This window comes from Vibrio cincinnatiensis (assembly GCF_022113815.1).
Lineage (GTDB): Bacteria > Pseudomonadota > Gammaproteobacteria > Enterobacterales > Vibrionaceae > Vibrio > Vibrio cincinnatiensis_A.
On record NZ_SGOM01000006.1, the window covers coordinates 1 to 20489 of the forward strand.

Below are 20489 nucleotides of genomic sequence, written 5' to 3' on the forward strand. Positions count from 1 at the left end.
TGGAGCGACACACGAGGTTCGAACTCGTGACCTCAACCTTGGCAAGGTTGCGCTCTACCAACTGAGCTAGTGTCGCAATGGAGGCGCGTCCCGGAGTCGAACCGAGGTCCACGGATTTGCAATCCGCTGCATGGCCACTCTGCCAACGCGCCGTCAAAACTCAAACCGCTTGCTTATCTATCGCGTTGCTCTTGAGTACGGGATGCATTCTACGGATTCGATGCAATGAGTCAACAGAATTTTTTTGCTTTTTAAATCGTTTGACTATTTTGCATTCAAAAACGATTTCTTTGCTCAATTTTTTAGCAAAAACTGTCTATTTTTCCTCAAGATAACAAACATAAGCTAAGTATTTATAAAAAAATCCGCTACTCATTTCTCAATAGCGGACTTGGTATTTATTCATGAAAATCGGCTAAGTGATACTTTTTAGTCTGACTTAGCCTGACTCTTATGCTCGCTCAATAATATTATTGAACGTCTGGCTTGGGCGCATTAACGCGGAGACTTTCTCAAACACTGGCGCATAGTACCCCCCAAGCTCTCCCGGTTTACCTTGCGCTTCGTTGAGCTCTTGAATGATCTGCGCTTCTTGTTCGCTCAGTTGTTTGGCTATCGGAGCAAACTCAGCCGCCAATTCTGCATCTTGGGTTTGCTCTGTCAATGCTTCAGCCCAATAAGTCGCAAGATAATAATGACTGCCACGGTTATCTAGCTCACCGACTTTACGTGACGGGGATTTATTGTTATCTAAAAATTTCCCGGTCGCTTTATCCAGCGCATCGGCTAAGATTTGAGCCTTGGTATTTCCCGAAACCATACTTAAATGCTCTAACGATGCTGCCAATGCTAAGAACTCACCTAATGAATCCCAACGTAAGTGGTTTTCTTTTTGGACTTGCTGAACATGTTTCGGTGCTGAACCTCCCGCCCCTGTTTCAAACAAGCCACCCCCATTCATTAATGGAACGATAGAAAGCATTTTCGCCGACGTGCCCAACTCAAGGATGGGAAAAAGGTCGGTAAGGTAATCACGCAATACGTTACCAGTTACAGAAATAGTATCTTTCCCCTCTTTCATGCGAGCCAAGGTGTACAACGTAGCCTCAACAGGAGAGAGAATCTGTATTTCTAATCCCGTTGTATCGTGTTCGGGTAAATACTGATTCACTTTTTTAATCAATTCAGCATCGTGAGCACGATCGCTATCTAGCCAGAAAATAGCAGGAACACCCGTTGCACGAGCTCGGTTAACCGCCAATTTCACCCAATCTTGGATCGGAGCATCTTTCACCTGGCACATACGGAAGATATCCCCCGCTTCTACCGCTTGTTCTAAGAATATATTTCCGGCTCTATCAATAATGCGTACCGCACCATCGGCATCCATAATGAAGGTTTTATCATGTGAACCGTACTCTTCTGCTTTTTGTGCCATTAACCCGACGTTTGGCACACTGCCCATCGTGGTTGGGTCAAATGCACCATTTTCTCGGCAGAAGTCAATAACGGCTTGATAAACCCCAGAGTAGCAACGGTCTGGAATCATCGCCTTGGTATCTTTTTGTTTACCATCTGGCCCCCACATCTGACCCGATGAACGGATCATCGCCGGCATTGAAGCATCCACAATGATGTCACTAGGCACATGAAGGTTGGTAATTCCACGATCAGAATCCACCATCGCTAACGCAGGCTGTGTCGCATAAACCGCTTGAATGGCAGACTCGATCTCTTCACGCTGAGCTTCTGGTAATGTTTGAATTTTCGCATATACATCACCAAGACCATTATTAACATCTACCCCCAACTGCTCAAACAGCGCTCCATATTTTTCAAATACGTCTTGGTAGTACACCTTAACCGCATAACCAAAAATCACCGGATCGGAAACTTTCATCATGGTGGCTTTCATATGCAAAGAAAGCAGTACATCTTGTTTTTTGGCTTCTGCAATTTCTTTTTCAAAGAATTCAATCAGTGCTTTTTTACTCATTACACTGCTGTCGATGATTTCTTTATCTAACAAAGCAAAAGGCTTCTTCAGTATTTTATGCTTACCATCGTGCCCCACAAATTCAATCGAGACTTCTGTTGCTCCATCCATGGTTAAAGACTGTTCGGTTCCAAAGAAATCTTTCTCTTCCATGCTCGCAACGTGTGATTTGGACTCTTTTGACCATGCCCCCATAGAATGCGGATTCTTCTTCGCATAGTTTTTTACCGACGTTGGCGCTCGGCGGTCAGAGTTTCCTTCGCGCAAAACTGGGTTAACTGCACTTCCCTTGATTTTATCGTAGGTCGCTTTTATAGCCTCTTGCTCATAAGTACTTGGCTCAGCGGGATAATCAGGAAGAGAAAATCCTTTTTCTTGTAACTCTTTAATCGCCGCTCTGAGCTGAGGAACAGAAGCTGAAATGTTGGGTAATTTAATGATATTCGCTTCAGGAGTTTGTGCTAATTCCCCTAACTCTGTCAGTGCATCTCCGACTTTTTGTTCTTCTTTCAAATGTTCAGGGAAGTTGGCAAGAATACGTCCAGCTAACGAAATATCACGCGTTTCCACGTTGATGCCTGACGAAGCCGTGAATGATTGAATAATTGGCAGTAGTGAATAAGTGGCCAATGCCGGAGCTTCATCAGTAATAGTATAAATAATGGTAGGTTTATCTGTAGGCATGAACTTTCCCTATTGTTCTAACAGCACTATGGGATGATATAGCACTGTGTGAATGTCCGTATACAAGTCGGTGCAACATCCCCAATACTTGTATACGATTGTCTCACTCTTTCTAATCCCGGTTCTTACCAGCAAGTGGTTTTCGACTTAGTCCGTGAGTGAAGATCGTTATAATTAAACAAAACCAAGATAATAGTCTATCATCTTATCCAACAATCCTGTTTTCGGGCGCGCAGATAATAGCTCAAACAGGGAAAATATAAAACAATCAAACACAAACCATTCACATTTTTGCAAGGTAGTTAACATGTCTTCCCGCTCACGTAGCGCGTTCCGCTCCGCTTCGTCCTCAAAAAGTCATTCTCATTTAAAACAGCAAAAACACTCTTGTTCTGTACGTTCAGACGCTCCGCATCGCTCAAAATCTCATCAGAAAAAAAACGCTTCTGAGATAAAAAAAACACCCATTTCACCCGAATTGCGTAAAGTCATTATTTTCAATAAACCTTATGATACCTTGAGCCAATTTACTGATGGGCAAGGTCGGCAAACGCTCGCAGATTTTATCCCGATAAAAGAAATATATGCGGCTGGAAGGCTGGATAGAGACAGTGAAGGATTAATGATTCTTACCAATGATGGTATTTTGCAAGCAAGGCTCACTCAACCTACCTCTAAATCACCCAAAACCTATTGGGTTCAAGTCGAAGGTAACCCAACCGAAGATGATCTCGATAAATTAAGGAAAGGGGTAACATTGAAAGATGGTCCAACACTTCCAGCACAAGTCGAACGAATGGATGAGCCAAACGTCTGGCAACGAACCCCACCTGTTCGTTTTCGTGCCAATATACCCACCACTTGGCTAGCAATCACTATTATTGAAGGGCGCAACCGTCAAGTAAGGCGAATGACGGCGCATATTGGTTATCCCACCTTACGCCTCATTCGCTATTCCATGGGCAACACAACCCTTGGCGAGCTACAGCCAGGACAGTGGAAAGAAATTACCATGTAACCATATTAGGATAATACCCCATCGCTGGGGCATTATTGTTATTGATGGCGCTCTTTGAGTTTATCTATTACATCGCTCATTGATAACCCTTGATCTTGTAACAGAACCAGTAAGTGATAAATAAGATCCGCTGACTCACAAATCAATTCCGCCTTATCGCCCGACGTCGCCGCAAGCGCGACTTCAACCCCTTCTTCGCCCACTTTTTGCGAAATACGCTTGGTGCCACGCGCATAAAGGCTAGCGGTATAAGAGGATTCAGGATCGGCACTCTTGCGGGCAGACAATAATTGCTCAAGTTGATGAAGCCATACCCATTGTGATTCCTCTTGCTCATCACCATCCCAGCAGGTTGTTGCTCCGGTATGACAGGTGGGGCCAACGGGGTTAACTTTGACTAATAAGGTATCGTGATCACAGTCCAAGGCGATATTTTTCAGTTGCAAAATATGCCCAGACGTTTCCCCTTTGGTCCATAACCGCTGTTTTGAGCGTGAATAAAAGGTCACTTGTTCCGTTTCCAACGTTTTTGCCAACGCTTGCTGATTCATATACCCCATCATCAATACTTGACTTGAGGTGAAGTCTTGAATAATCGCCGGGATAAGACCGTCAACCTTTTCCCAATTGATTCGGTCTGAGAGCGCCATTGGGCTTTGCGTAGTTAGGCTCATCGTCTTACCTCGATTTGTTGTTGTTTTAAATACTGCTTCAGTTCACCGATATTAATAATCTGTTTATGGAAGACAGAGGCTGCCAGCGCACCATCCACATGGGTTAACTTAAAGGCGTCAGCAAAGTGTTCCATCGCCCCCGCGCCACCAGAAGCAATCAGGGGCACTTGGCATACAGCTCGAATCATCTTCAATTGTTCAAGGTCATACCCATTACGAACCCCGTCTTGGTTCATCATGTTAAGAACAATTTCACCCGCTCCCCGTGTTTGAACCTCTTGAACCCAATCTTGAGTTTGCCACTGCGTCGCTTTTGTCCGCGTTTCATCCCCTGTAAATTGATAAACTTGGTATTTGCCCGTTTCTTTATCAAAATAGGAATCGATCCCTACGACAATACATTGCACACCAAATTTATCCGCAAGATCGGTGATCAATTGAGGGTTGGCTAATGCTGGCGAATTAATGGACACTTTATCTGCACCAAACTCTAAAATACGCGCAGCATCGTCTGTCGATTTGATCCCACCCGCGACACAGAAAGGAATATCGATCACTTCAGCAACCCGTGATACCCAGCTTTTATCGACGACTCGACCATCACTGGATGCCGTAATATCGTAAAAAACCAGCTCATCTGCGCCTTCTTCTGCATAGCGTTTAGCCAACGGTACGATATCACCTATGATTTCATGATTACGAAACTGAACACCTTTAACGACTTGACCATCACGAACGTCTAGACAAGGAATTATTCGCTTTGCCAGCATGAGAACGCCTCCTGTGCGGTAAACTTACCCTCTAATAGTGCTCGACCAACAATAACACCGGCGACTCCACTGCCTTTCAACGCTTCAATGTCTGCTAAACTGCCGATACCACCCGAAGACTGGAATTGAATTTGTGGATACTGCTGGCATAAATCGACATACAGCGCCACATTAGAGCCTGTCAGCGTTCCATCACGAGAAATGTCGGTACACAAAACATGCTGTAGACCCACCGTGAGGTAATCATCCAATAATGCTTCGATGGTTACCCCTGAGTCTTCTTGCCAGCCAGAAATAGCGACTTTACGTGAGCCATCACGATCAATATTGATATCCAATGCGAGAACAATTTTCTCCGCTCCGTATTTTTCCATCCAACCTTTAACTAATTCAGGTTGTTTGACCGCGGTTGAACCAACCACGACACGCTGAGCACCGGCGTTGAGTAAATCAATCACATCTTGTTCACTACGCACGCCACCGCCAATTTGAATATTAGCTGGCGTGCTGGCCAATAGGGTTGCAATCAACGTTAACTGACGAGCTGAGGTGTCTTTTGCACCCGTAAGATCCACTAGATGAAGCCAGTTTGCACCAGCTTGGTGATAAAGGTTGAATTGTTCAGCGGGGTCCACTTTATATTCGGTGACTTGCCCATAATCCCCCTGATAAAGGCGAACAACTTGGCCATCAATTAAATCTAATGCGGGAATAATCATCATTTCTCCTTAATGGTGGTTTAGCCTTATCGGCCAAACGACTATCCTTAAAGTTTCAAAAAATTGTCAATTAACTTGGAGCCAGCTTTTGATGAGCGCTCTGGATGAAATTGAACGCCATAGTAGTTGCCATGTTGAATTGCCGCACTAAAAGGCTGGCCATATTGACACTCTGCTATGGTGTAGTCGCCAACCGGCATGGCAAAACTGTGCACAAAATAGAAGTACTCGCCTTCTTCAATGCCTGCAAATAACGGGTGACCAGACGTTGCAGACACCGTATTCCAGCCCATATGGGGTAAAGGCAGACCTTGTGTTTGCATTCGGCGAACTTCACCACCAACCAGCCCCAAGCACTCAACCGTTTCTTGAGCCTTTTGTCCCTTCTCTTCTGATAGCTTGCCCATCAGTTGCATGCCAAGGCAAATGCCTAGCAACGGCTTTTCTACCTGTTTGACCAACTCAATTAAATGGCGCTGCGCCAAGTTATGCATCGCCTCACTGGCGGTTCCGACTCCAGGCAAGAATAGTTTATCTGCAGCTAATACGACCGCTGGATCTTTCGATATCGTGACAGGGTAACCCAAGCGTTCAACGGCAAACTTAACAGAAGAGATATTGGCACACCCAGTATCAATAATAACGATCTGTTGAGTCATTACAGCACTCCTTTGCTACTTGGTAATTCATTCCCTTGTACCTGAATAGCTTGGCGAAGTGTACGGCCAAACGCTTTGAATAAACTTTCAATCATGTGGTGATCATTCTCACCCACCGTAGAAAGGTGTAAGGTGCACGCCAAGGTATCCGTCAATGAGCGGAAGAAGTGATAAACCATCTCCGTTGAAAAATCCCCCACTTGTGGACGACTAAACTCAGCGGAAAATTTTAAATATGGGCGGCCGGATAAATCTAATGCACATTGTGCTAAACATTCATCCATCGGCAGCGTAAAGCCAAAACGACCAATACCACGTTTATCCCCAAGCGCTTCTCTCAATGCCTGCCCAAGGGCCAATGCGGTATCTTCTACAGTATGATGATCATCAATATGCAGATCACCTTTAACCGTTAATTTCAGTTGAAACCCGCCATGGGTAGCAATTTGATCCAACATGTGGTCAAAAAAGCCCAACCCCGTTTCAATGTGATTGCCACCACTTTGATCAAGATTAACCGCGACTTGAATATCGGTTTCTTTCGTTTTTCTTACCACCTCAGCTTTGCGCTCTTGGATGGTCAAAGTTCTAACAATTTCAGGCCAACTCATGGTCTTAGGATGGTATTGGATACCTCGAATCGCCATATTTTCAGCCAATTGTAAATCGGTAACACGGTCACCAATCACCGCAGAGTGTTTGAAATCCACTTTGCCACTATGCAGATATTCTTTGACAAGCCCAAGCTTAGGTTTTCGGCATGAGCAATGATCTTTTTCGAAATGCGGACAAATCAATACATCATCAAACATAACGCCCTGAGATTGGAAAATTTCCATCATCATGGTGTGGGGCGCATCAAAATCTTCTTGAGGGTAGCTTTCCGTTCCTAACCCGTCTTGATTCGTCACCATAACTAAACGGTATCCGGCCGCTTGTAAAGTCAAAAGGCTCGGAATCACATTAGGCTCTAGCTTCAGCTTATCTAAACGATCCACCTGAAAATCAATCGGTGGCTCAACAATTAAGGTACCGTCACGGTCAATAAAGAGAATTTTTTGTTTCATGCTCACGAGAATATCCTTTTCTTTTTGATGCAAGCGTATACGCTTGCATCCTATTTATTGATAATAATTGCGAATAAAAGCGACGGTCTTTTCACACTCTTCACGGTTGCCAACCGAAATACGAACACAATGCTCAATCGGTGAATTACGTAAAATAATTCCGTGTTCCCAAGCGGCTTTAAACAAGGCATCACCATTAGGAAATTGGACAAGTAGATAATTCCCCCACCCTTCAAAAACCTTGATTCCCTCGATCATCTGCAACCCCACTTGCAAGTAAGCGCGATTCGCATTGAGATCCAAAACTTGAAACTTAGCGCGTGCTAGCCCAGCTTCTGAAAGTGCTTGCGTTGCAATTTCTGCAACAGGGACAGGAACCGGATAAGGGGCAATAACCTTGAGTAATACATCGATAATCGATGCATTAGCCAACGTGAACCCGCAACGTAACCCTGCCAAAGCAAACGCTTTTGACAAGGTTCGTAAAATGGCTAAATTGGGGTAATCCGCCAGCAGATCCACGGTGGATGCCTCAGGGCAAAAATCAATGTAAGCTTCATCCATTACCACAATGGCGCGATCTTTGGTCATCTCGAGTAAAGCTATGATATCTTCACGTTTAACTAGGTTACCCGTTGGGTTATTTGGGCTACAGACAAACACCAGCTTAACGTTATCAAGACTGGCCTTAATTGTCGGCAAGTCCAGTTGCCAATCTGCCGTCAAGGGAACGGTTTTACGCTCAACCCCAAAAGTTTCCGCACTAATCGCATACATTCCATAAGTCGGAGGACAATATAGAATGGCATCTTCGTTAGGCTCACAAAAAGCACGAATCAGTAATTCAATCCCTTCATCCGCACCCCGAGAGGTTAATACTTGCTGTTGGCTTACCCCGGCATAATCCGCATAGGCTTGAATCAAAGCTTTAGGCTGACAATCGCTATAGCGGTTAAGACGGGTAAAATCGGTTTTATATTCATTATCGAACGGTGACTCATTGGCATTAAGCCATACATCACCACAGCCCCCAATACGACGAGCGGAAAGATAAGGCGTTAATGCCTGTACCTGTTTACGAGCCAATTTTTCCATGATGATTACGCCTTTTGTAACTTATCAATACGAATGGTGACTGCACGTCTGTGTGCATCTAAACCTTCTGCATTCGCCATGGCTACCACGGTGGGAGCTAAAGCTTTCAAACCGTCCGCACTAAGCTCTTGTACTGTCATGCGTTTACTGAAATCTGCCAGCCCTAAACTTGAATAAGTGCGGGTATAGCCGTAGGTTGGCAAAACGTGGTTAGTACCTGAGGCATAATCGCCGACCGATTCAGGAGACCAAGCACCAAGGAAAATAGACCCTGCATTATCTAATAGTGGCACCAGTTCCCGAGGGTTTTTCGTCTGTACAATCAGGTGTTCAGGCCCATAATAATTAGAAATCGCAATCGCTTGAGTAACCGATTCGGCAATAATAATCAGGCTTGATGCTAACGCTTTTTGAGCGATATCGGATCGAGATAGGGTTTTCAATTGGCGCTGAACCGCATCAGTGACTTGATCCGCGATGATAGGTGATGGCGTCACTAATACCACTTGAGAATCTGGACCATGTTCTGCCTGACTAAGCAAATCTGCGGCAATAAATTCTGCATCGGCAGTTTCATCGGCAATCACCAATACTTCAGACGGGCCAGCTGGCATATCAATAGCAGCGCCTTGGAAATCGTTACTAACTTGGCGCTTGGCTTCGGTGACATACGCATTACCCGGACCAAAGATTTTATCTACTTTAGTGACCGTTTCTGTGCCATAAGCCATTGCAGCAATCGCTTGGCCACCACCCACGTTGTAAACTTCATCAATATTACACAGCTTCGCCACATACAGAATTTCATCCGCAATGGGCGGCGGTGAACAAAGTACCACTTTGCGACAACCTGCTATTTGGGCTGGGACTCCTAGCATCAATACTGTTGAAGGCAATGGTGCACTTCCTCCAGGAATATAAAGCCCCACCTTATTGATCGCACGAGTCACTTGTTCACAAACGACACCGGGCATTGTTTCGACTTTAACGAGTTGAGGCTTTTGCGCCTTATGGAACTTAACAATATTGCTATACGCTTGTTCAAGCGCTTGTTTCATCTCTTGTGAAAGCCGTCCACAAGCCGCATCTATTTCAGCCTGTGGTACACGGATTGACTCAGGCTTTACACGGTCAAATTTCTCGGTCAACGCCATCAAAGCGGCATCACCATCAGCTCGAACCTGAGCAATTACTGCTTTGACTGCAGCCGTAATATTTGCACCTTCAGTAATCGCAGGACGCTCTAACACCGATTCTTGTTGAGTTTCACTCAACGATTGCCAAACCACCGTTCTCATGACGATTACTCCATCATTTTTTCAATAGGAAGAACAAGAATGGAGCTAGCTCCGAGTGCTTTCAGCTGTTCCATGGTTTCCCAGAATAGATTTTCTGAGCTCACTAAATGTACGGCAACCTTACTTTTATCTGCAGAAAGAGGTAATACGGTAGGGTCTTCCGCCCCTGGCAATAATGCCGTAATTTGTGGTAATCGCTCGACTGGAGCATGCAGCATAATGTATTTTGATTCTTTGGCTTGTTGAACGCCATGCATACGAGTCAGCAACTTATCAATCAATGCTGCTTTATCCGCTGAAAAATCACCAGAACGTTGAATTAGCATTGCTTTAGACTGAAAAATGACTTCCACTTCTTTTAAACCATTCGCTTCCAAAGTGGCTCCAGTGGAAACTAAATCAGCAATCGCATCAGCAAGCCCAGCACGGGGAGCAACTTCAACAGAGCCAGTCAACATACAGGTACTAAAATCAATACCTTGCTCATTCATATAAGCATTGAGTAACTGAGGATAGGTCGTTGCAATACGTTTACCTTTTAAATCTTGAGGCCCGTTATAGACTTCGTCTTTATCCATCGCAATCGATAGACGACATCCACCAAAATCCATCCGACGTAACCCAACAAACTGACTAGGTTGATTTAACGCCTTACGATCCAATCGCGCCTCTTCGAGTACGTTTTCTCCCACAAAGCCTAAATCAACGACACCGTCCATAATCAAACCGGGAATATCATCATCACGAACAAGCAACAAATCAATCGGCATATTGAGTGAATGAACAACCAGGCTTTCGCCCATGATATTGAATTTTACTCCACACTTTTTCAGCAGTGCCTGACATTCTTGGCTCAGGCGACCTTTCTTTTGAATGGCAATTCTTAGGCGTTGTGTTTGCATGACATGATTCCTTTGCAATTTATTGAATTTTATAAAATCAAATAGTAAAAAACCCTCGAGAGTTTGGTCTCCCGAGGGTTTAAAATCTAAATACACTTTTGATTTAACCGCCGGGAGAATCCTGCCTCCCGGGTATGCGTACATCTCCCGAAAGACTGACTAGGGATGATGGTGATGATGAATATTCATTACAAAACTACGCATACTTAATTTCTTTACACTGGTTAGCTCGACTGTTTTCAACACTAACTAAGCTTGAACTTTTTTGCAACTGCAATTTAAGGGTTTTTCAGTTTAATACCGAAAATAATTAACCCAACCTTGAATAAGGTTGGGTTAAAAGAAGATTATTGAGCAGATTCTGTGACTATTTTTGACTTGGAAAGCCAAGAAAAAACAACACACACTAGCACAAATGCAACGCTAGCTGCCGCTAATGCAGCAAAAAGTGATGCTGTCATACCCAATACAATAAAGCCCACCGTCGACACACCAGCGACAGAAAGTGAATAAGGCAATTGAGTCGCAACATGGTCAATATGGTTACAACGCGCCCCAGTTGAAGACAATATTGTGGTATCAGAAATGGGAGAGCAATGATCACCAAACACAGAACCGGCTAATACCGCACTTAGCATTGGCAACATCAATGCAAGATCTGTCGCCCCTGCCATATCACCTGCAATCGGTAACATAATACCAAACGTTCCCCATGATGTTCCCGTTGAAAACGCCATAATGCCAGACAAAAGAAACAAAATAACGGGTAACCAATGTGGATTGATATTACCTTGCACTAGCGAAGACAAATATGCCCCTGTCTTCATGTCACCAATCACAGAGCCAATTGTCCACGCAAAAATTAAAATTAAGATAGCGCCAAACATAGAGCGTGCTCCAATCCACATGGTACTAAGCACATCACCCATAGGAAGGCTTTGCTTAATAACCGTGAAAAGAGCCGCCAATAACCCCACGGATCCACCATAGATTAATGACGTTCCAACATCCGTATTTTCAAATGCACCTAAAACATTAAAAACCAGTCCATCAGAAGCTAGCGCCTGCCCTCCGGTATATAACATGGCTCCAATCGTGGCCATGATCAGTAAAATAATCGGCAAAACTAAATCTGAAACTTTACCATGATCACTTTCGGGAATGTCTAACTCTTCATTAAGTTCATGGGCTTCTTGGCTATCATTTTCAGTATCTTGATCGAAACCTCGACCCTGTGATGCCTGGATTTCATGTCGACGCATCGGGCCGATATCCATTTGGAACCACACCACCGCAAAGACCATCAGCAGAGCAAAAATGGCATAAAAGTTCATCGGCACTAACCGCAAATAAGCCCCAAGAGGAGAATAATCCGTTATCCCGTGTGAAACTAAAATGCCACCGATAATGGTCATAATATAAGCCCCCCAGCTAGAGGCAGGCATCACGACACACATAGGTGCCGCGGTTGAATCTAAAATATAAGCTAACTTGGCTCGAGAAACATAAAACCGATCCGTAACTGGGCGGGAAATAGAACCAACAGCTAAGCTATTAAAGTAATCATCAACAAAGATAAACACGCCAAGAAATGCCGCTAAAAGCTTAGAACCCCGTTTACTTTTGACGCGTACTTGAGCCCATTCAGCAAAAGCGCGCGTGCCACCAGACAGGGTTAAAAGTGCAGTCATCATACCCAGTAAAATGAGGAAGCCCACAATACTCATGTTCCAAGTGTTTAGGCTGCCGTCTTTAACAAATACACTGGCCACTTGAGCTCCGGTATAACGGACAGCACCTGACAAGGAGAAATCGGCTAATAAGATAGCACCAAGCAGAATACCTACACCCAAAGAAACTAATACTCGACGAGTCACAATGGCTAAAGTCAATGCTATCAACGGAGGAAGCACCGACAAAGGAGAGGAAGCAAAATCAATTACATTCATGATCTTCAAAAACCAGTAATAAATGGCGAGAGATCTACTGCAGACAAGCTGCGTCTAGCACAGCTTATGTTGAACTAAGCGAAAGGGAAGTGAACACTTCACCCAACCCTACAGTAGCGCTCCATAGTTTAACAAGGTAATACCAAGCAAAGTAATACCTGCATTGGTATGTAGACTATGGCAGTGTTGCCCCTATTCGCTGACAACCCCAGCAAATCGTTTTGATCTACGACTCACTTCGGCGATAAAGCCTTTCTTCATGATTCATTGGTATCACCCCAATCATGATTACTTTTCAATACCGCACCTCTACGTCGAGACTCTATTGTGATCTACTGGATGAGTAGACTCAACATTATTTATAAATCTCGCATTAGGTGCCGGCCATTGTACTTATCATCAGTATCAATGCAACCTATCCTACGGGTTAATTGTCGAGTATTTATTATTCCACCGCCTAAATGAATCGATAAAACACCCACACACCTTGTTTTATCTAGTGACCAACACCAAAAAGAGGCATAAACAATAGCGAAGATAAATCACTATGAAAGAATTTCGTCACATATAGCTATGCAATGAATCTCATTAAAGTGAATATATTAATCCTATATAACGTAAACCCTTCGATTAATTATACAACACTGTCATAATGGGGCGATTTTCACAAAATACTATTATTAAGATAACTTACACTTGATTATAATTTGACTTAATATTTTACTATTAAGGTAAAATCAATATTGCCAGAATAAATTACTGGGTTTAATATTGGAATTGTAAATAAATTTACCTCACAGGAAACCGAAATGTCGGAACTTACTAAAACGCTATTAAATATTCGCAGCCTACGCGCTTATGCTCGTGATCTCACTCTAGAGCAACTTGAAGAAGCTCTCGATAAATTAACTACCGTTGTGCAAGAGCGTAAAGAAATTGAAGAGCAAGAAAAAGCAGCGCTCGCAGAACAAGAAGCAAAACTTGCAGCAATTGCTGAACAAATCGCTAAAGATGGCATTGATGTTGAAGCTCTTATTTCTGCGCTTGCTGGTGAAACAAAAACCAAAGCTAAAAAAGGCAAAGGAAAACGTGCTCCTCGTCCAGCAAAATACAAATACATGGACAATGGTGTGGAAAAAACATGGACAGGCCAAGGCCGCACTCCTTCTGTCATCCAACAAGCATTGGATGCAGGCAAATCTCTTGAAGATTTTGCTATCTAACTTCATTCGTTTAAGTAACAACGATAAAAAGGCTCGTTTTCGAGCCTTTTTTATTTTTAGTCACCATTATTCTTATTCATAAAATAACAGATTATCGCTCCCAGTATGCTTCTTCTAAGCTATCTTCTCGCTCAGGTAAACCACGAGATAAACGGGGAGAATGCTGTACCAACACTTCATAACTGGCACGATTAGAATATTTACATACTTGAGAAAAAGAGGAATAAGTCAAAAACTGATGTTGATGTTTACTTGAGTTTGGCACATTTTCTTTATGATATTTATTTGCCGCCATATCATGTAGCAACGCAGATAAAGCTGCATCACCAGCTCCATTCGTATTTTTAATTTTTTCCGGCCCTCCCATATAAGGAGCAATATGAGAATAGACCCGAATCGGATTTTCACACCCATGACGGCTCGCTGGACGGCTAAATTCATAACGATTGAACTCGGCAATAGAACCGGGTAACAACGGTAAGGTTGTTTCTCGCTTAGCTGAATCTTCTGTATAACCTGCCATAAATAAACCAACAGGGCCTGCGGTACAAAGCACTAAATCTACCCAATCCAATGCTTTATCAGAGGCTGCCAGAGGGTCTTGTTCCCCTGTCAACGCCCATGCTTCATCTTCATTCATTGCGACAACGGATACATGATCTCGCAAGAAAGCTTGCCAAAATTCAGGATCATCTTGAATAACGAACTTTGTTCCTAGCGTTAATACAACCGGTACATGATATTTTTTTGCAAACTCAATCGCACGCATGGTTGCCTCAGGCATGGGATCTCCCGGCTTACAACGAACAAGATAGGCGGTAATAACCAAAGCAGAAGCATTTTTGAAAATTTTCTCAGGAATACTTTCCGGGCTTAATTGGTTCATTTGCCCTTCACTGATGGCAAATGTCCGCTCTCCATCTTCTGTAATCAGTGCAAAACAGCGACCAATTGCCCCATTTACACCTTGCAAATAGTTAAGATCGACTCGGCTAGAAGTATTGCATAAATAACGATAACCATAACTGCCAATTTCGATATCTTGGCTCATCACCCCTAATAAGGTTGAACGATCATCGGCCAACACTGAATAGTTATGAAGTGTATTACCAATGGTTCCACCTGCATACTCACTACAAATTAATCGATTATCTTTTAATTCCTGATAAAGCGCTTCCGCTGATTCATCGTCAATCACTAACGAATGTCCCTTACTTAATCCATAGCGTTCAATCAATTCTGAATCTACTTTCGCTTCAATATCGACTAAGGTTTGGTCAATACCAATAATATGTGTACGGGACATTTTCTTATTTTCTTGAGCCTGAATGACCAGAGGATCACGAGCATGGACAGGAAAATAATGTTTTGACTTACGTTGACCAGGAAATTTCATAAGAGCGGTTCGGCATAGGAATAAAAAGATGGGCGATTCTAACTCGCTCTGCTATAAAACAGCAACTGACAGAAAAAGAGCAAACGATTTCGCCAACGAGTTTTTTCTTTATTATTCATCCCTAGAATAAATGAGAGGAAAAAACACACATAAGGTTTGAATAAAAACATCCATCCAAGAGTTTAATTATGCATATCATTGCGTTCTTTCTTCAGCTTCCTTTTTCTTAGCCTTGTCGTTTGTTTTAACAATAGAAACCTAATCATCAAGATAATAGTCAAAAAAACCAAGAAGGAACGCCCCTCACCCTTGCAACATAACATTAAAAAGGGACAGATCATCGCCATAAAGAAGTGTGATTGCGGTCTCGGATCTGTCCTCAAAAAAATCTTTCTGTTAGAATCCTTCCCCAAGTTCATTAAGTGGTATTGAGTTATGTCAGAAGCTCACAGTATAAATAGTCAAAAGAAAGTTATTGTCGGTATGTCCGGCGGCGTCGATTCCTCCGTTTCCGCGTATCTATTACAGCAACAGGGTTATCAAGTTGAAGGCCTGTTTATGAAAAACTGGGAAGAAGATGATAACGAAGAATACTGTACCGCTGCTGAAGATTTGGCTGATGCTCAAGCTGTCTGTGACAAATTAGGTATTCATTTACATACCATCAACTTTGCCGCTGAATATTGGGACAATGTGTTTGAATATTTTCTAGCTGAATATAAGGCCGGCCGAACCCCAAACCCCGATATACTGTGTAATAAAGAGATCAAATTTAAAGCTTTTCTAGAGTTCGCCGACGAAGTGCTTGATGCTGACTACATTGCGATGGGTCACTATGTTCGCCGTACCTTCCCTGAGGTTGGTGAAAAACCACAAATGCTGAGAGGGCTTGATAACAATAAAGATCAAAGCTATTTCTTATACACCCTTAGCCATGAACAAGTTGCTCGCAGTTTATTTCCAGTTGGAGAATTGGAAAAGCCAGAGGTACGCCGAATTGCAGAAGAACAAGGCCTAGTCACGGCGAAGAAAAAAGATTCAACCGGTATCTGTTTTATTGGCGAGCGCAAATTTACTGACTTCTTATCTCGCTATTTGCCGGCACAACCCGGTAAAATTGAAACACCGGAAGGAAAAATCATCGGTGAACATCAAGGCTTGATGTACCATACGCTCGGCCAGCGCAAAGGGTTACATATTGGCGGCCTTAAAGACGGTACCGAACAACCTTGGTATGTCGCAGAGAAAGATCTAAAGCGAAATGTATTGATTGCTGTTCAAGGCTCAGATCACCCCTTGCTAAAATCGCACGGATTATTCGCATCCCAGCTACATTGGGTCGAACGTCAGCCAATAACAGAAGCGATTCGTTGCACAGTAAAGACGCGTTATCGCCAAACGGATATTGCTTGTACGCTTATCCCTATCGATGACAATAACATCAAAGTGATGTTCGATGAGCCACAAATTGCCGTAACCCCTGGGCAGTCAGCGGTATTTTATCAAGGAGAGGTTTGCCTTGGTGGTGGTATTATTGAACAACGTATCTCATAGTCAATTTTAGGAGTATTTACGTGGCTAACACTAATTATGATCGCACTATCGCCTTTGCTGGGATCTGCCAAGCCGTTGCTTTGGTTCAACAAGTCGCAAGAGATGGTCGCTGTGATTCCAACGCGTTTGCCACTTCACTCCAAGCCATACTGAACACAAACCCCAGTAGTACGCTGGATGTATTTGGCAATGAGGTCAACCTAAAAGTTGGCCTTGAAAGTTTAGTCAACGGTATTGATAGCACTCCAGCAGGCAATGAAATGACACGCTATATCATCAGTTTAATGGCCTTAGAACGTAAACTGAATAGTCGTCGGGACTCCATGGCACAACTTGGCGATCGCCTGCAAACCTTAGAACGTCAAGTGGCACATTTTGATCTCCTTGATGACACGATGATCAGTAACCTTGCCAGCGTCTATCTGGATGTGATTAGCCCTATTGGTCCTCGTATTCAAGTCACAGGAACCCCTACCGTATTACAACAAACCGCCAATCAGCATAAGGTCAGAGCATTACTACTTTCTGGTATACGCTGTGCGGTACTTTGGCGTCAGGTTGGTGGCCGACGCCGCCATTTGATTTTTGGTCGTAAAAAGATGATCGAGCAAGCTCAATTGCTATTAGCAAGACTTTAAAGGCTCGAGGTCCACTTCACTCACTTTTACATTTAACTCAAACTCCAGGAGAAGAACATGGAACTGTCAGCATTGACTGCTGTTTCACCGGTAGATGGCCGATACGGAAGTAAAACGATTGCGTTACGTAGTATCTTCAGTGAATATGGTCTCCTAAAGTACCGAACTATTGTTGAAATTCGTTGGCTACAAAAGCTGGCTGCTACTGCAGCAATTACTGAGGTCCCACAACTCAGTGCGCAAGCAAATCAATTTCTTGATCAACTAGCCGAAAATTTTAACGAACAAGACGCACAGCGTATCAAAGATATCGAACGCACAACGAACCATGATGTGAAAGCGGTTGAGTATTTCTTAAAAGAAAAAGTGGCTGAAGTTCCTGAGCTTCATGCAATTAATGAGTTCATCCATTTTGCTTGTACATCCGAAGATATTAACAACACGTCTCATGCGCTCATGCTTAAAGAAGCTCGTGATTCAGTTATCCTCCCAGAGATCCGCAATATCATTGATGCGATTCGCAAATTGGCAGAAGAATATCGTGATATTCCTCTGCTTTCTCGTACCCATGGCCAACCTGCTTCACCTTCCACCATGGGTAAAGAAATGGCGAATGTGGCTTACCGTATGGAACGCCAATATAAGCAAATCGCCAACATTGAAATTTTAGCTAAAATTAATGGTGCTGTAGGTAACTACAACGCTCACCTTTCGGCTTATCCAGAGGTAGATTGGCACAAATTCAGTGAAGAGTTTATTTGCGAATCATTAGGGGTAACCTGGAACCCTTATACGACTCAGATTGAACCTCATGATTACATTGCTGAGTTGTTTGATGCGATTGCCCGCTTTAATACCATTCTGATCGACTTCGACCGTGATATTTGGGGTTACATCGCTCTGGGTCACTTTAAACAAAGAACCATTGCTGGAGAGATTGGCTCTTCCACCATGCCGCACAAAGTTAACCCGATTGATTTTGAAAACTCGGAAGGTAACTTAGGTTTAGCAAATGCTATTTTCACTCACCTTGCACAAAAACTACCGATTTCTCGCTGGCAACGTGACCTAACAGACTCAACGGTTCTACGCAACTTAGGCGTGGGGGTCGGTTATGCTGTGATCGCTTATTCCTCAACCTTAAAAGGAATTAGCAAGCTAGAAGTCAATCGTGATGCACTACTCGCTGAGTTGGACAAAAACTGGGAAGTGCTTGCCGAACCAATTCAAACGGTGATGCGCCGATATGGCATTGAAAAACCCTATGAAAAACTCAAAGAATTAACTCGTGGAAAACGAGTAGATGGTGAAGCCATGCGTCAATTTATTGATGGGCTAGAGTTGCCACCAGAAGAAAAAGAGCGCCTAAAGCAGATGACGCCAGCCAGCTATATTGGCTACGCTATCGAACTCACTGATCAGCTCTGAATATTATTATCTTTATGATAAAGGGCCGTATGGCCCTTTTGTTTTATGTGTGAAATCGCGCAGGATTTACTGCGTTGAAAAAAGAGTACCAGCACAAGGCGAGTACGCTTTAAGATCATGCTTGACGCAATGCTTCGATACGTTTATCCAATGGAGGATGACTCATTAGAAGTTCGGTAATGGTTCGTTTTCCATTAATGCCAAATGCCATCATAGATCCTTCAAGTTGAGGCTCATGGCTCATTTTTAACCGCTCTAATGCCGCGATCATTTTATGCCGACCCACCAATTGTGCCGCACCGGCATCCGCATGGTACTCACGATGACGGCTATACCACATGGTAATAAAGCTTGCTAAGAAACCAAACACTAATTCAAGCGCCATCGAAACCGCAAAATAAACCATCATATTACTCCCTTCACCTTCGTCTGAATTACGTGAAGAAATAATATTGGCAATAAAACGAGATAAGAAAATGACAAAGGTATTCACTACCCCTTGCATTAATGTCATGGTGACCATATCACCATTAGCGATGTGACTGACTTCATGGGCTAATACGGCTTCCGCTTCATCTCGGGTCATATTATGTAAAAGCCCGGTAGAAACCGCGACCAATGAATCGTCTCGCTTTGCACCTGTCGCAAACGCATTCATGTCAGGAGCATCATAAATAGCAACCGTTGGCATACCAATACCCGCTTGCTCTGCTTGGCGACGAACGGTTTGGACCAACCAGTGTTCCATTTCGTTACGTGGGCTTTCAATCACTCTGCCCCCGACCGAACGGAGCGCCATACCCTTTGACATCAGAAGTGAGATGAATGCACCGCCAAAACCAAATACAGCGGCCAGAACCAATAGGCCAGACAGACTACCCGGCTGCATACCTGTTACGGCATAAACAATATTCAAAACAACGCTAAGAACCAGCACTACGGCTAAGTTTGTTGCCAAGAATAACAATACTCGCTTCATTACTTCTCTCCGAATAGGATTTTATTTAATTAGTGCTGAATGAAGATCCTTCAGCTGGGGGTATTTTAATACATAATGTCATCGATTGAATATTCAAGGCTAACGGATAAATTGCAACATTTAATGTCTAATTAAAACCGACTGATCCGAGCAGTCTGACTTTATACTTTAGTCTTATTGAGGCTCAGAGATAAAGAGACTACATTGCTAAAGGTTAAAAGAACGTTAATTCTCAGCAAAGGAAACGAGCATGGCTGAAGCAAATAACTACCAAATGGCAATTGACTTACTGCGTTGTCACCTAGGTTTAAGTGAAGAAGAAGCAAAACAGCAGTTAGGGTTAAGCACAGAGCAAACAATTCCTTCTCAAATCGTGAATACTCCACACTCTTTAGTGGGTTTATCTCAAGAGAAATAGCCGAATAAAGAAGGGCTGCGTA

Annotated in this window: 18 protein-coding genes, 2 tRNA genes, 1 riboswitch and 1 other annotated feature; of the genes, 6 read left to right on the top strand and 14 right to left on the bottom strand. The window is 43.4% G+C overall.

Annotated elements, in window-relative coordinates; genetic code table 11:
- The 3 genes from EXA13_RS09005 to EXA13_RS09015 form a co-directional block, all read right to left on the bottom strand.
- A tRNA-Gly gene (locus EXA13_RS09005) sits at positions 1 to 76 on the bottom strand.
- Between the two features lie 2 nt (positions 77 to 78).
- Positions 79 to 152, bottom strand: a tRNA-Cys gene (locus EXA13_RS09010).
- 299 nt (positions 153 to 451) lie between these two features.
- Positions 452 to 2680, bottom strand: a complete 2229-nt coding sequence (locus EXA13_RS09015; RefSeq protein WP_238132889.1) for an NADP-dependent isocitrate dehydrogenase — start codon at positions 2678 to 2680, stop codon at positions 452 to 454.
- Positions 2681 to 2987: 307 nt separating this feature from the next.
- Here EXA13_RS09015 and EXA13_RS09020 point away from each other — a divergent pair, with 307 nt between their 5' ends.
- On the top strand, positions 2988 to 3698 hold the full coding sequence (locus tag EXA13_RS09020) for a pseudouridine synthase (RefSeq protein ID WP_238132890.1): 711 nt from the start codon (positions 2988 to 2990) through the stop codon (positions 3696 to 3698).
- Between the two features lie 38 nt (positions 3699 to 3736).
- On the opposite strand, the gene hisIE is transcribed toward EXA13_RS09020, so the two are convergent.
- The 9 genes from hisIE to EXA13_RS09065 form a co-directional block, all read right to left on the bottom strand.
- On the bottom strand, positions 3737 to 4372 hold the full coding sequence (gene hisIE, locus EXA13_RS09025; protein WP_238130389.1) for a bifunctional phosphoribosyl-AMP cyclohydrolase/phosphoribosyl-ATP diphosphatase HisIE: 636 nt from the start codon (positions 4370 to 4372) through the stop codon (positions 3737 to 3739).
- The gene (gene hisF, locus EXA13_RS09030) at positions 4369 to 5142 is read right to left on the bottom strand and encodes an imidazole glycerol phosphate synthase subunit HisF (RefSeq protein ID WP_238132891.1); all 774 of its coding nucleotides are present in this window, start codon (positions 5140 to 5142) and stop codon (positions 4369 to 4371) included. The genes hisIE and hisF overlap by 4 nt, the downstream gene beginning before the upstream one ends.
- Positions 5124 to 5861: a 1-(5-phosphoribosyl)-5-[(5-phosphoribosylamino)methylideneamino]imidazole-4-carboxamide isomerase gene (gene hisA, locus EXA13_RS09035; protein ID WP_238133060.1), complete on the bottom strand. Its 738-nt coding sequence runs from the start codon at positions 5859 to 5861 to the stop codon at positions 5124 to 5126. Before hisA ends, hisF begins: the two co-directional genes overlap by 19 nt.
- Positions 5862 to 5908: 47 nt before the next feature.
- Entirely contained in the window at positions 5909 to 6520 is a 612-nt protein-coding gene (gene hisH / locus EXA13_RS09040; protein WP_238130387.1) for an imidazole glycerol phosphate synthase subunit HisH, read from the bottom strand.
- On the bottom strand, positions 6520 to 7593 hold the full coding sequence (hisB, locus tag EXA13_RS09045) for a bifunctional histidinol-phosphatase/imidazoleglycerol-phosphate dehydratase HisB (RefSeq protein ID WP_238130386.1): 1074 nt from the start codon (positions 7591 to 7593) through the stop codon (positions 6520 to 6522). The genes hisH and hisB overlap by 1 nt, the downstream gene beginning before the upstream one ends.
- A 48-nt stretch (positions 7594 to 7641) precedes the next feature.
- The gene (gene hisC, locus EXA13_RS09050; RefSeq protein ID WP_238132892.1) at positions 7642 to 8682 is read right to left on the bottom strand and encodes a histidinol-phosphate transaminase; all 1041 of its coding nucleotides are present in this window, start codon (positions 8680 to 8682) and stop codon (positions 7642 to 7644) included.
- Between the two features lie 5 nt (positions 8683 to 8687).
- Positions 8688 to 9980, bottom strand: a complete 1293-nt coding sequence (gene hisD, locus EXA13_RS09055; RefSeq protein ID WP_238132893.1) for a histidinol dehydrogenase — start codon at positions 9978 to 9980, stop codon at positions 8688 to 8690.
- A 5-nt stretch (positions 9981 to 9985) separates the two neighbouring features.
- Positions 9986 to 10882 (bottom strand): ATP phosphoribosyltransferase, encoded by an 897-nt coding sequence (hisG, locus tag EXA13_RS09060; protein WP_238130383.1) that lies wholly within the window; start codon positions 10880 to 10882, stop codon positions 9986 to 9988.
- 43 nt (positions 10883 to 10925) lie between these two features.
- Positions 10926 to 11063: a sequence feature (His leader region), on the bottom strand.
- 166 nt (positions 11064 to 11229) lie between these two features.
- Positions 11230 to 12831 (bottom strand): Na+/H+ antiporter NhaC family protein, encoded by a 1602-nt coding sequence (locus EXA13_RS09065; protein ID WP_238130382.1) that lies wholly within the window; start codon positions 12829 to 12831, stop codon positions 11230 to 11232.
- 106 nt (positions 12832 to 12937) lie between these two features.
- Positions 12938 to 13151, bottom strand: a riboswitch (Lysine riboswitch).
- Positions 13152 to 13640: 489 nt separating this feature from the next.
- On the opposite strand from EXA13_RS09065, the gene EXA13_RS09070 reads away from it, so the two are divergent.
- Positions 13641 to 14054, top strand: a complete 414-nt coding sequence (locus tag EXA13_RS09070) for an H-NS family nucleoid-associated regulatory protein (protein ID WP_238130381.1) — start codon at positions 13641 to 13643, stop codon at positions 14052 to 14054.
- Between the two features lie 91 nt (positions 14055 to 14145).
- Here EXA13_RS09070 and EXA13_RS09075 read toward each other — a convergent pair whose 3' ends face one another.
- A complete protein-coding gene (locus tag EXA13_RS09075; protein WP_238132894.1) occupies positions 14146 to 15450 on the bottom strand; it encodes an inosine/guanosine kinase in 1305 nt (434 codons plus the stop codon).
- Positions 15451 to 15885: 435 nt separating this feature from the next.
- Between EXA13_RS09075 and mnmA the strand changes: the two genes are divergently transcribed.
- The 3 genes from mnmA to purB are packed head-to-tail and all read left to right on the top strand — an operon-like array spanning position 15886 to position 19070.
- Complete coding sequence (gene mnmA, locus EXA13_RS09080; RefSeq protein WP_238132895.1) at positions 15886 to 17004, top strand: tRNA 2-thiouridine(34) synthase MnmA; 1119 nt, start codon at positions 15886 to 15888, stop codon at positions 17002 to 17004.
- Between the two features lie 20 nt (positions 17005 to 17024).
- Positions 17025 to 17642 (top strand): high frequency lysogenization protein HflD, encoded by a 618-nt coding sequence (gene hflD, locus EXA13_RS09085; protein WP_238132896.1) that lies wholly within the window; start codon positions 17025 to 17027, stop codon positions 17640 to 17642.
- Between the two features lie 57 nt (positions 17643 to 17699).
- Complete coding sequence (gene purB, locus EXA13_RS09090) at positions 17700 to 19070, top strand: adenylosuccinate lyase (protein ID WP_238130377.1); 1371 nt, start codon at positions 17700 to 17702, stop codon at positions 19068 to 19070.
- 115 nt (positions 19071 to 19185) lie between these two features.
- Here the strand turns inward: purB and htpX are convergent, their stop codons facing one another.
- Entirely contained in the window at positions 19186 to 20049 is an 864-nt protein-coding gene (gene htpX, locus EXA13_RS09095; protein ID WP_238130776.1) for a protease HtpX, read from the bottom strand.
- Positions 20050 to 20299: 250 nt separating this feature from the next.
- Between htpX and EXA13_RS09100 the strand changes: the two genes are divergently transcribed.
- Positions 20300 to 20467: a hypothetical protein gene (locus tag EXA13_RS09100; protein WP_238130777.1), complete on the top strand. Its 168-nt coding sequence runs from the start codon at positions 20300 to 20302 to the stop codon at positions 20465 to 20467.
- The last annotated feature ends 22 nt before the right edge of the window (positions 20468 to 20489 follow it).

What these genes read in the sequence shown, in the direction of transcription:
- EXA13_RS09015 (WP_238132889.1), bottom strand. Translation starts at nt 2,680, where the DNA reads ATGCCTACAGATAAACCTACCATTATTTATACTATTACTGATGAAGCT.
- EXA13_RS09020 (WP_238132890.1), top strand. Translation starts at nt 2,988, where the DNA reads ATGTCTTCCCGCTCACGTAGCGCGTTCCGCTCCGCTTCGTCCTCAAAA.
- hisIE (WP_238130389.1), bottom strand. Translation starts at nt 4,372, where the DNA reads ATGAGCCTAACTACGCAAAGCCCAATGGCGCTCTCAGACCGAATCAAT.
- hisF (WP_238132891.1), bottom strand. Translation starts at nt 5,142, where the DNA reads ATGCTGGCAAAGCGAATAATTCCTTGTCTAGACGTTCGTGATGGTCAA.
- hisA (WP_238133060.1), bottom strand. Translation starts at nt 5,861, where the DNA reads ATGATTATTCCCGCATTAGATTTAATTGATGGCCAAGTTGTTCGCCTT.
- hisH (WP_238130387.1), bottom strand. Translation starts at nt 6,520, where the DNA reads ATGACTCAACAGATCGTTATTATTGATACTGGGTGTGCCAATATCTCT.
- hisC (WP_238132892.1), bottom strand. Translation starts at nt 8,682, where the DNA reads ATGGAAAAATTGGCTCGTAAACAGGTACAGGCATTAACGCCTTATCTT.
- hisD (WP_238132893.1), bottom strand. Translation starts at nt 9,980, where the DNA reads ATGAGAACGGTGGTTTGGCAATCGTTGAGTGAAACTCAACAAGAATCG.
- hisG (WP_238130383.1), bottom strand. Translation starts at nt 10,882, where the DNA reads ATGCAAACACAACGCCTAAGAATTGCCATTCAAAAGAAAGGTCGCCTG.
- EXA13_RS09065 (WP_238130382.1), bottom strand. Translation starts at nt 12,831, where the DNA reads ATGAATGTAATTGATTTTGCTTCCTCTCCTTTGTCGGTGCTTCCTCCG.
- EXA13_RS09070 (WP_238130381.1), top strand. Translation starts at nt 13,641, where the DNA reads ATGTCGGAACTTACTAAAACGCTATTAAATATTCGCAGCCTACGCGCT.
- EXA13_RS09075 (WP_238132894.1), bottom strand. Translation starts at nt 15,450, where the DNA reads ATGAAATTTCCTGGTCAACGTAAGTCAAAACATTATTTTCCTGTCCAT.
- mnmA (WP_238132895.1), top strand. Translation starts at nt 15,886, where the DNA reads ATGTCAGAAGCTCACAGTATAAATAGTCAAAAGAAAGTTATTGTCGGT.
- purB (WP_238130377.1), top strand. Translation starts at nt 17,700, where the DNA reads ATGGAACTGTCAGCATTGACTGCTGTTTCACCGGTAGATGGCCGATAC.
- htpX (WP_238130776.1), bottom strand. Translation starts at nt 20,049, where the DNA reads ATGAAGCGAGTATTGTTATTCTTGGCAACAAACTTAGCCGTAGTGCTG.
- EXA13_RS09100 (WP_238130777.1), top strand. Translation starts at nt 20,300, where the DNA reads ATGGCTGAAGCAAATAACTACCAAATGGCAATTGACTTACTGCGTTGT.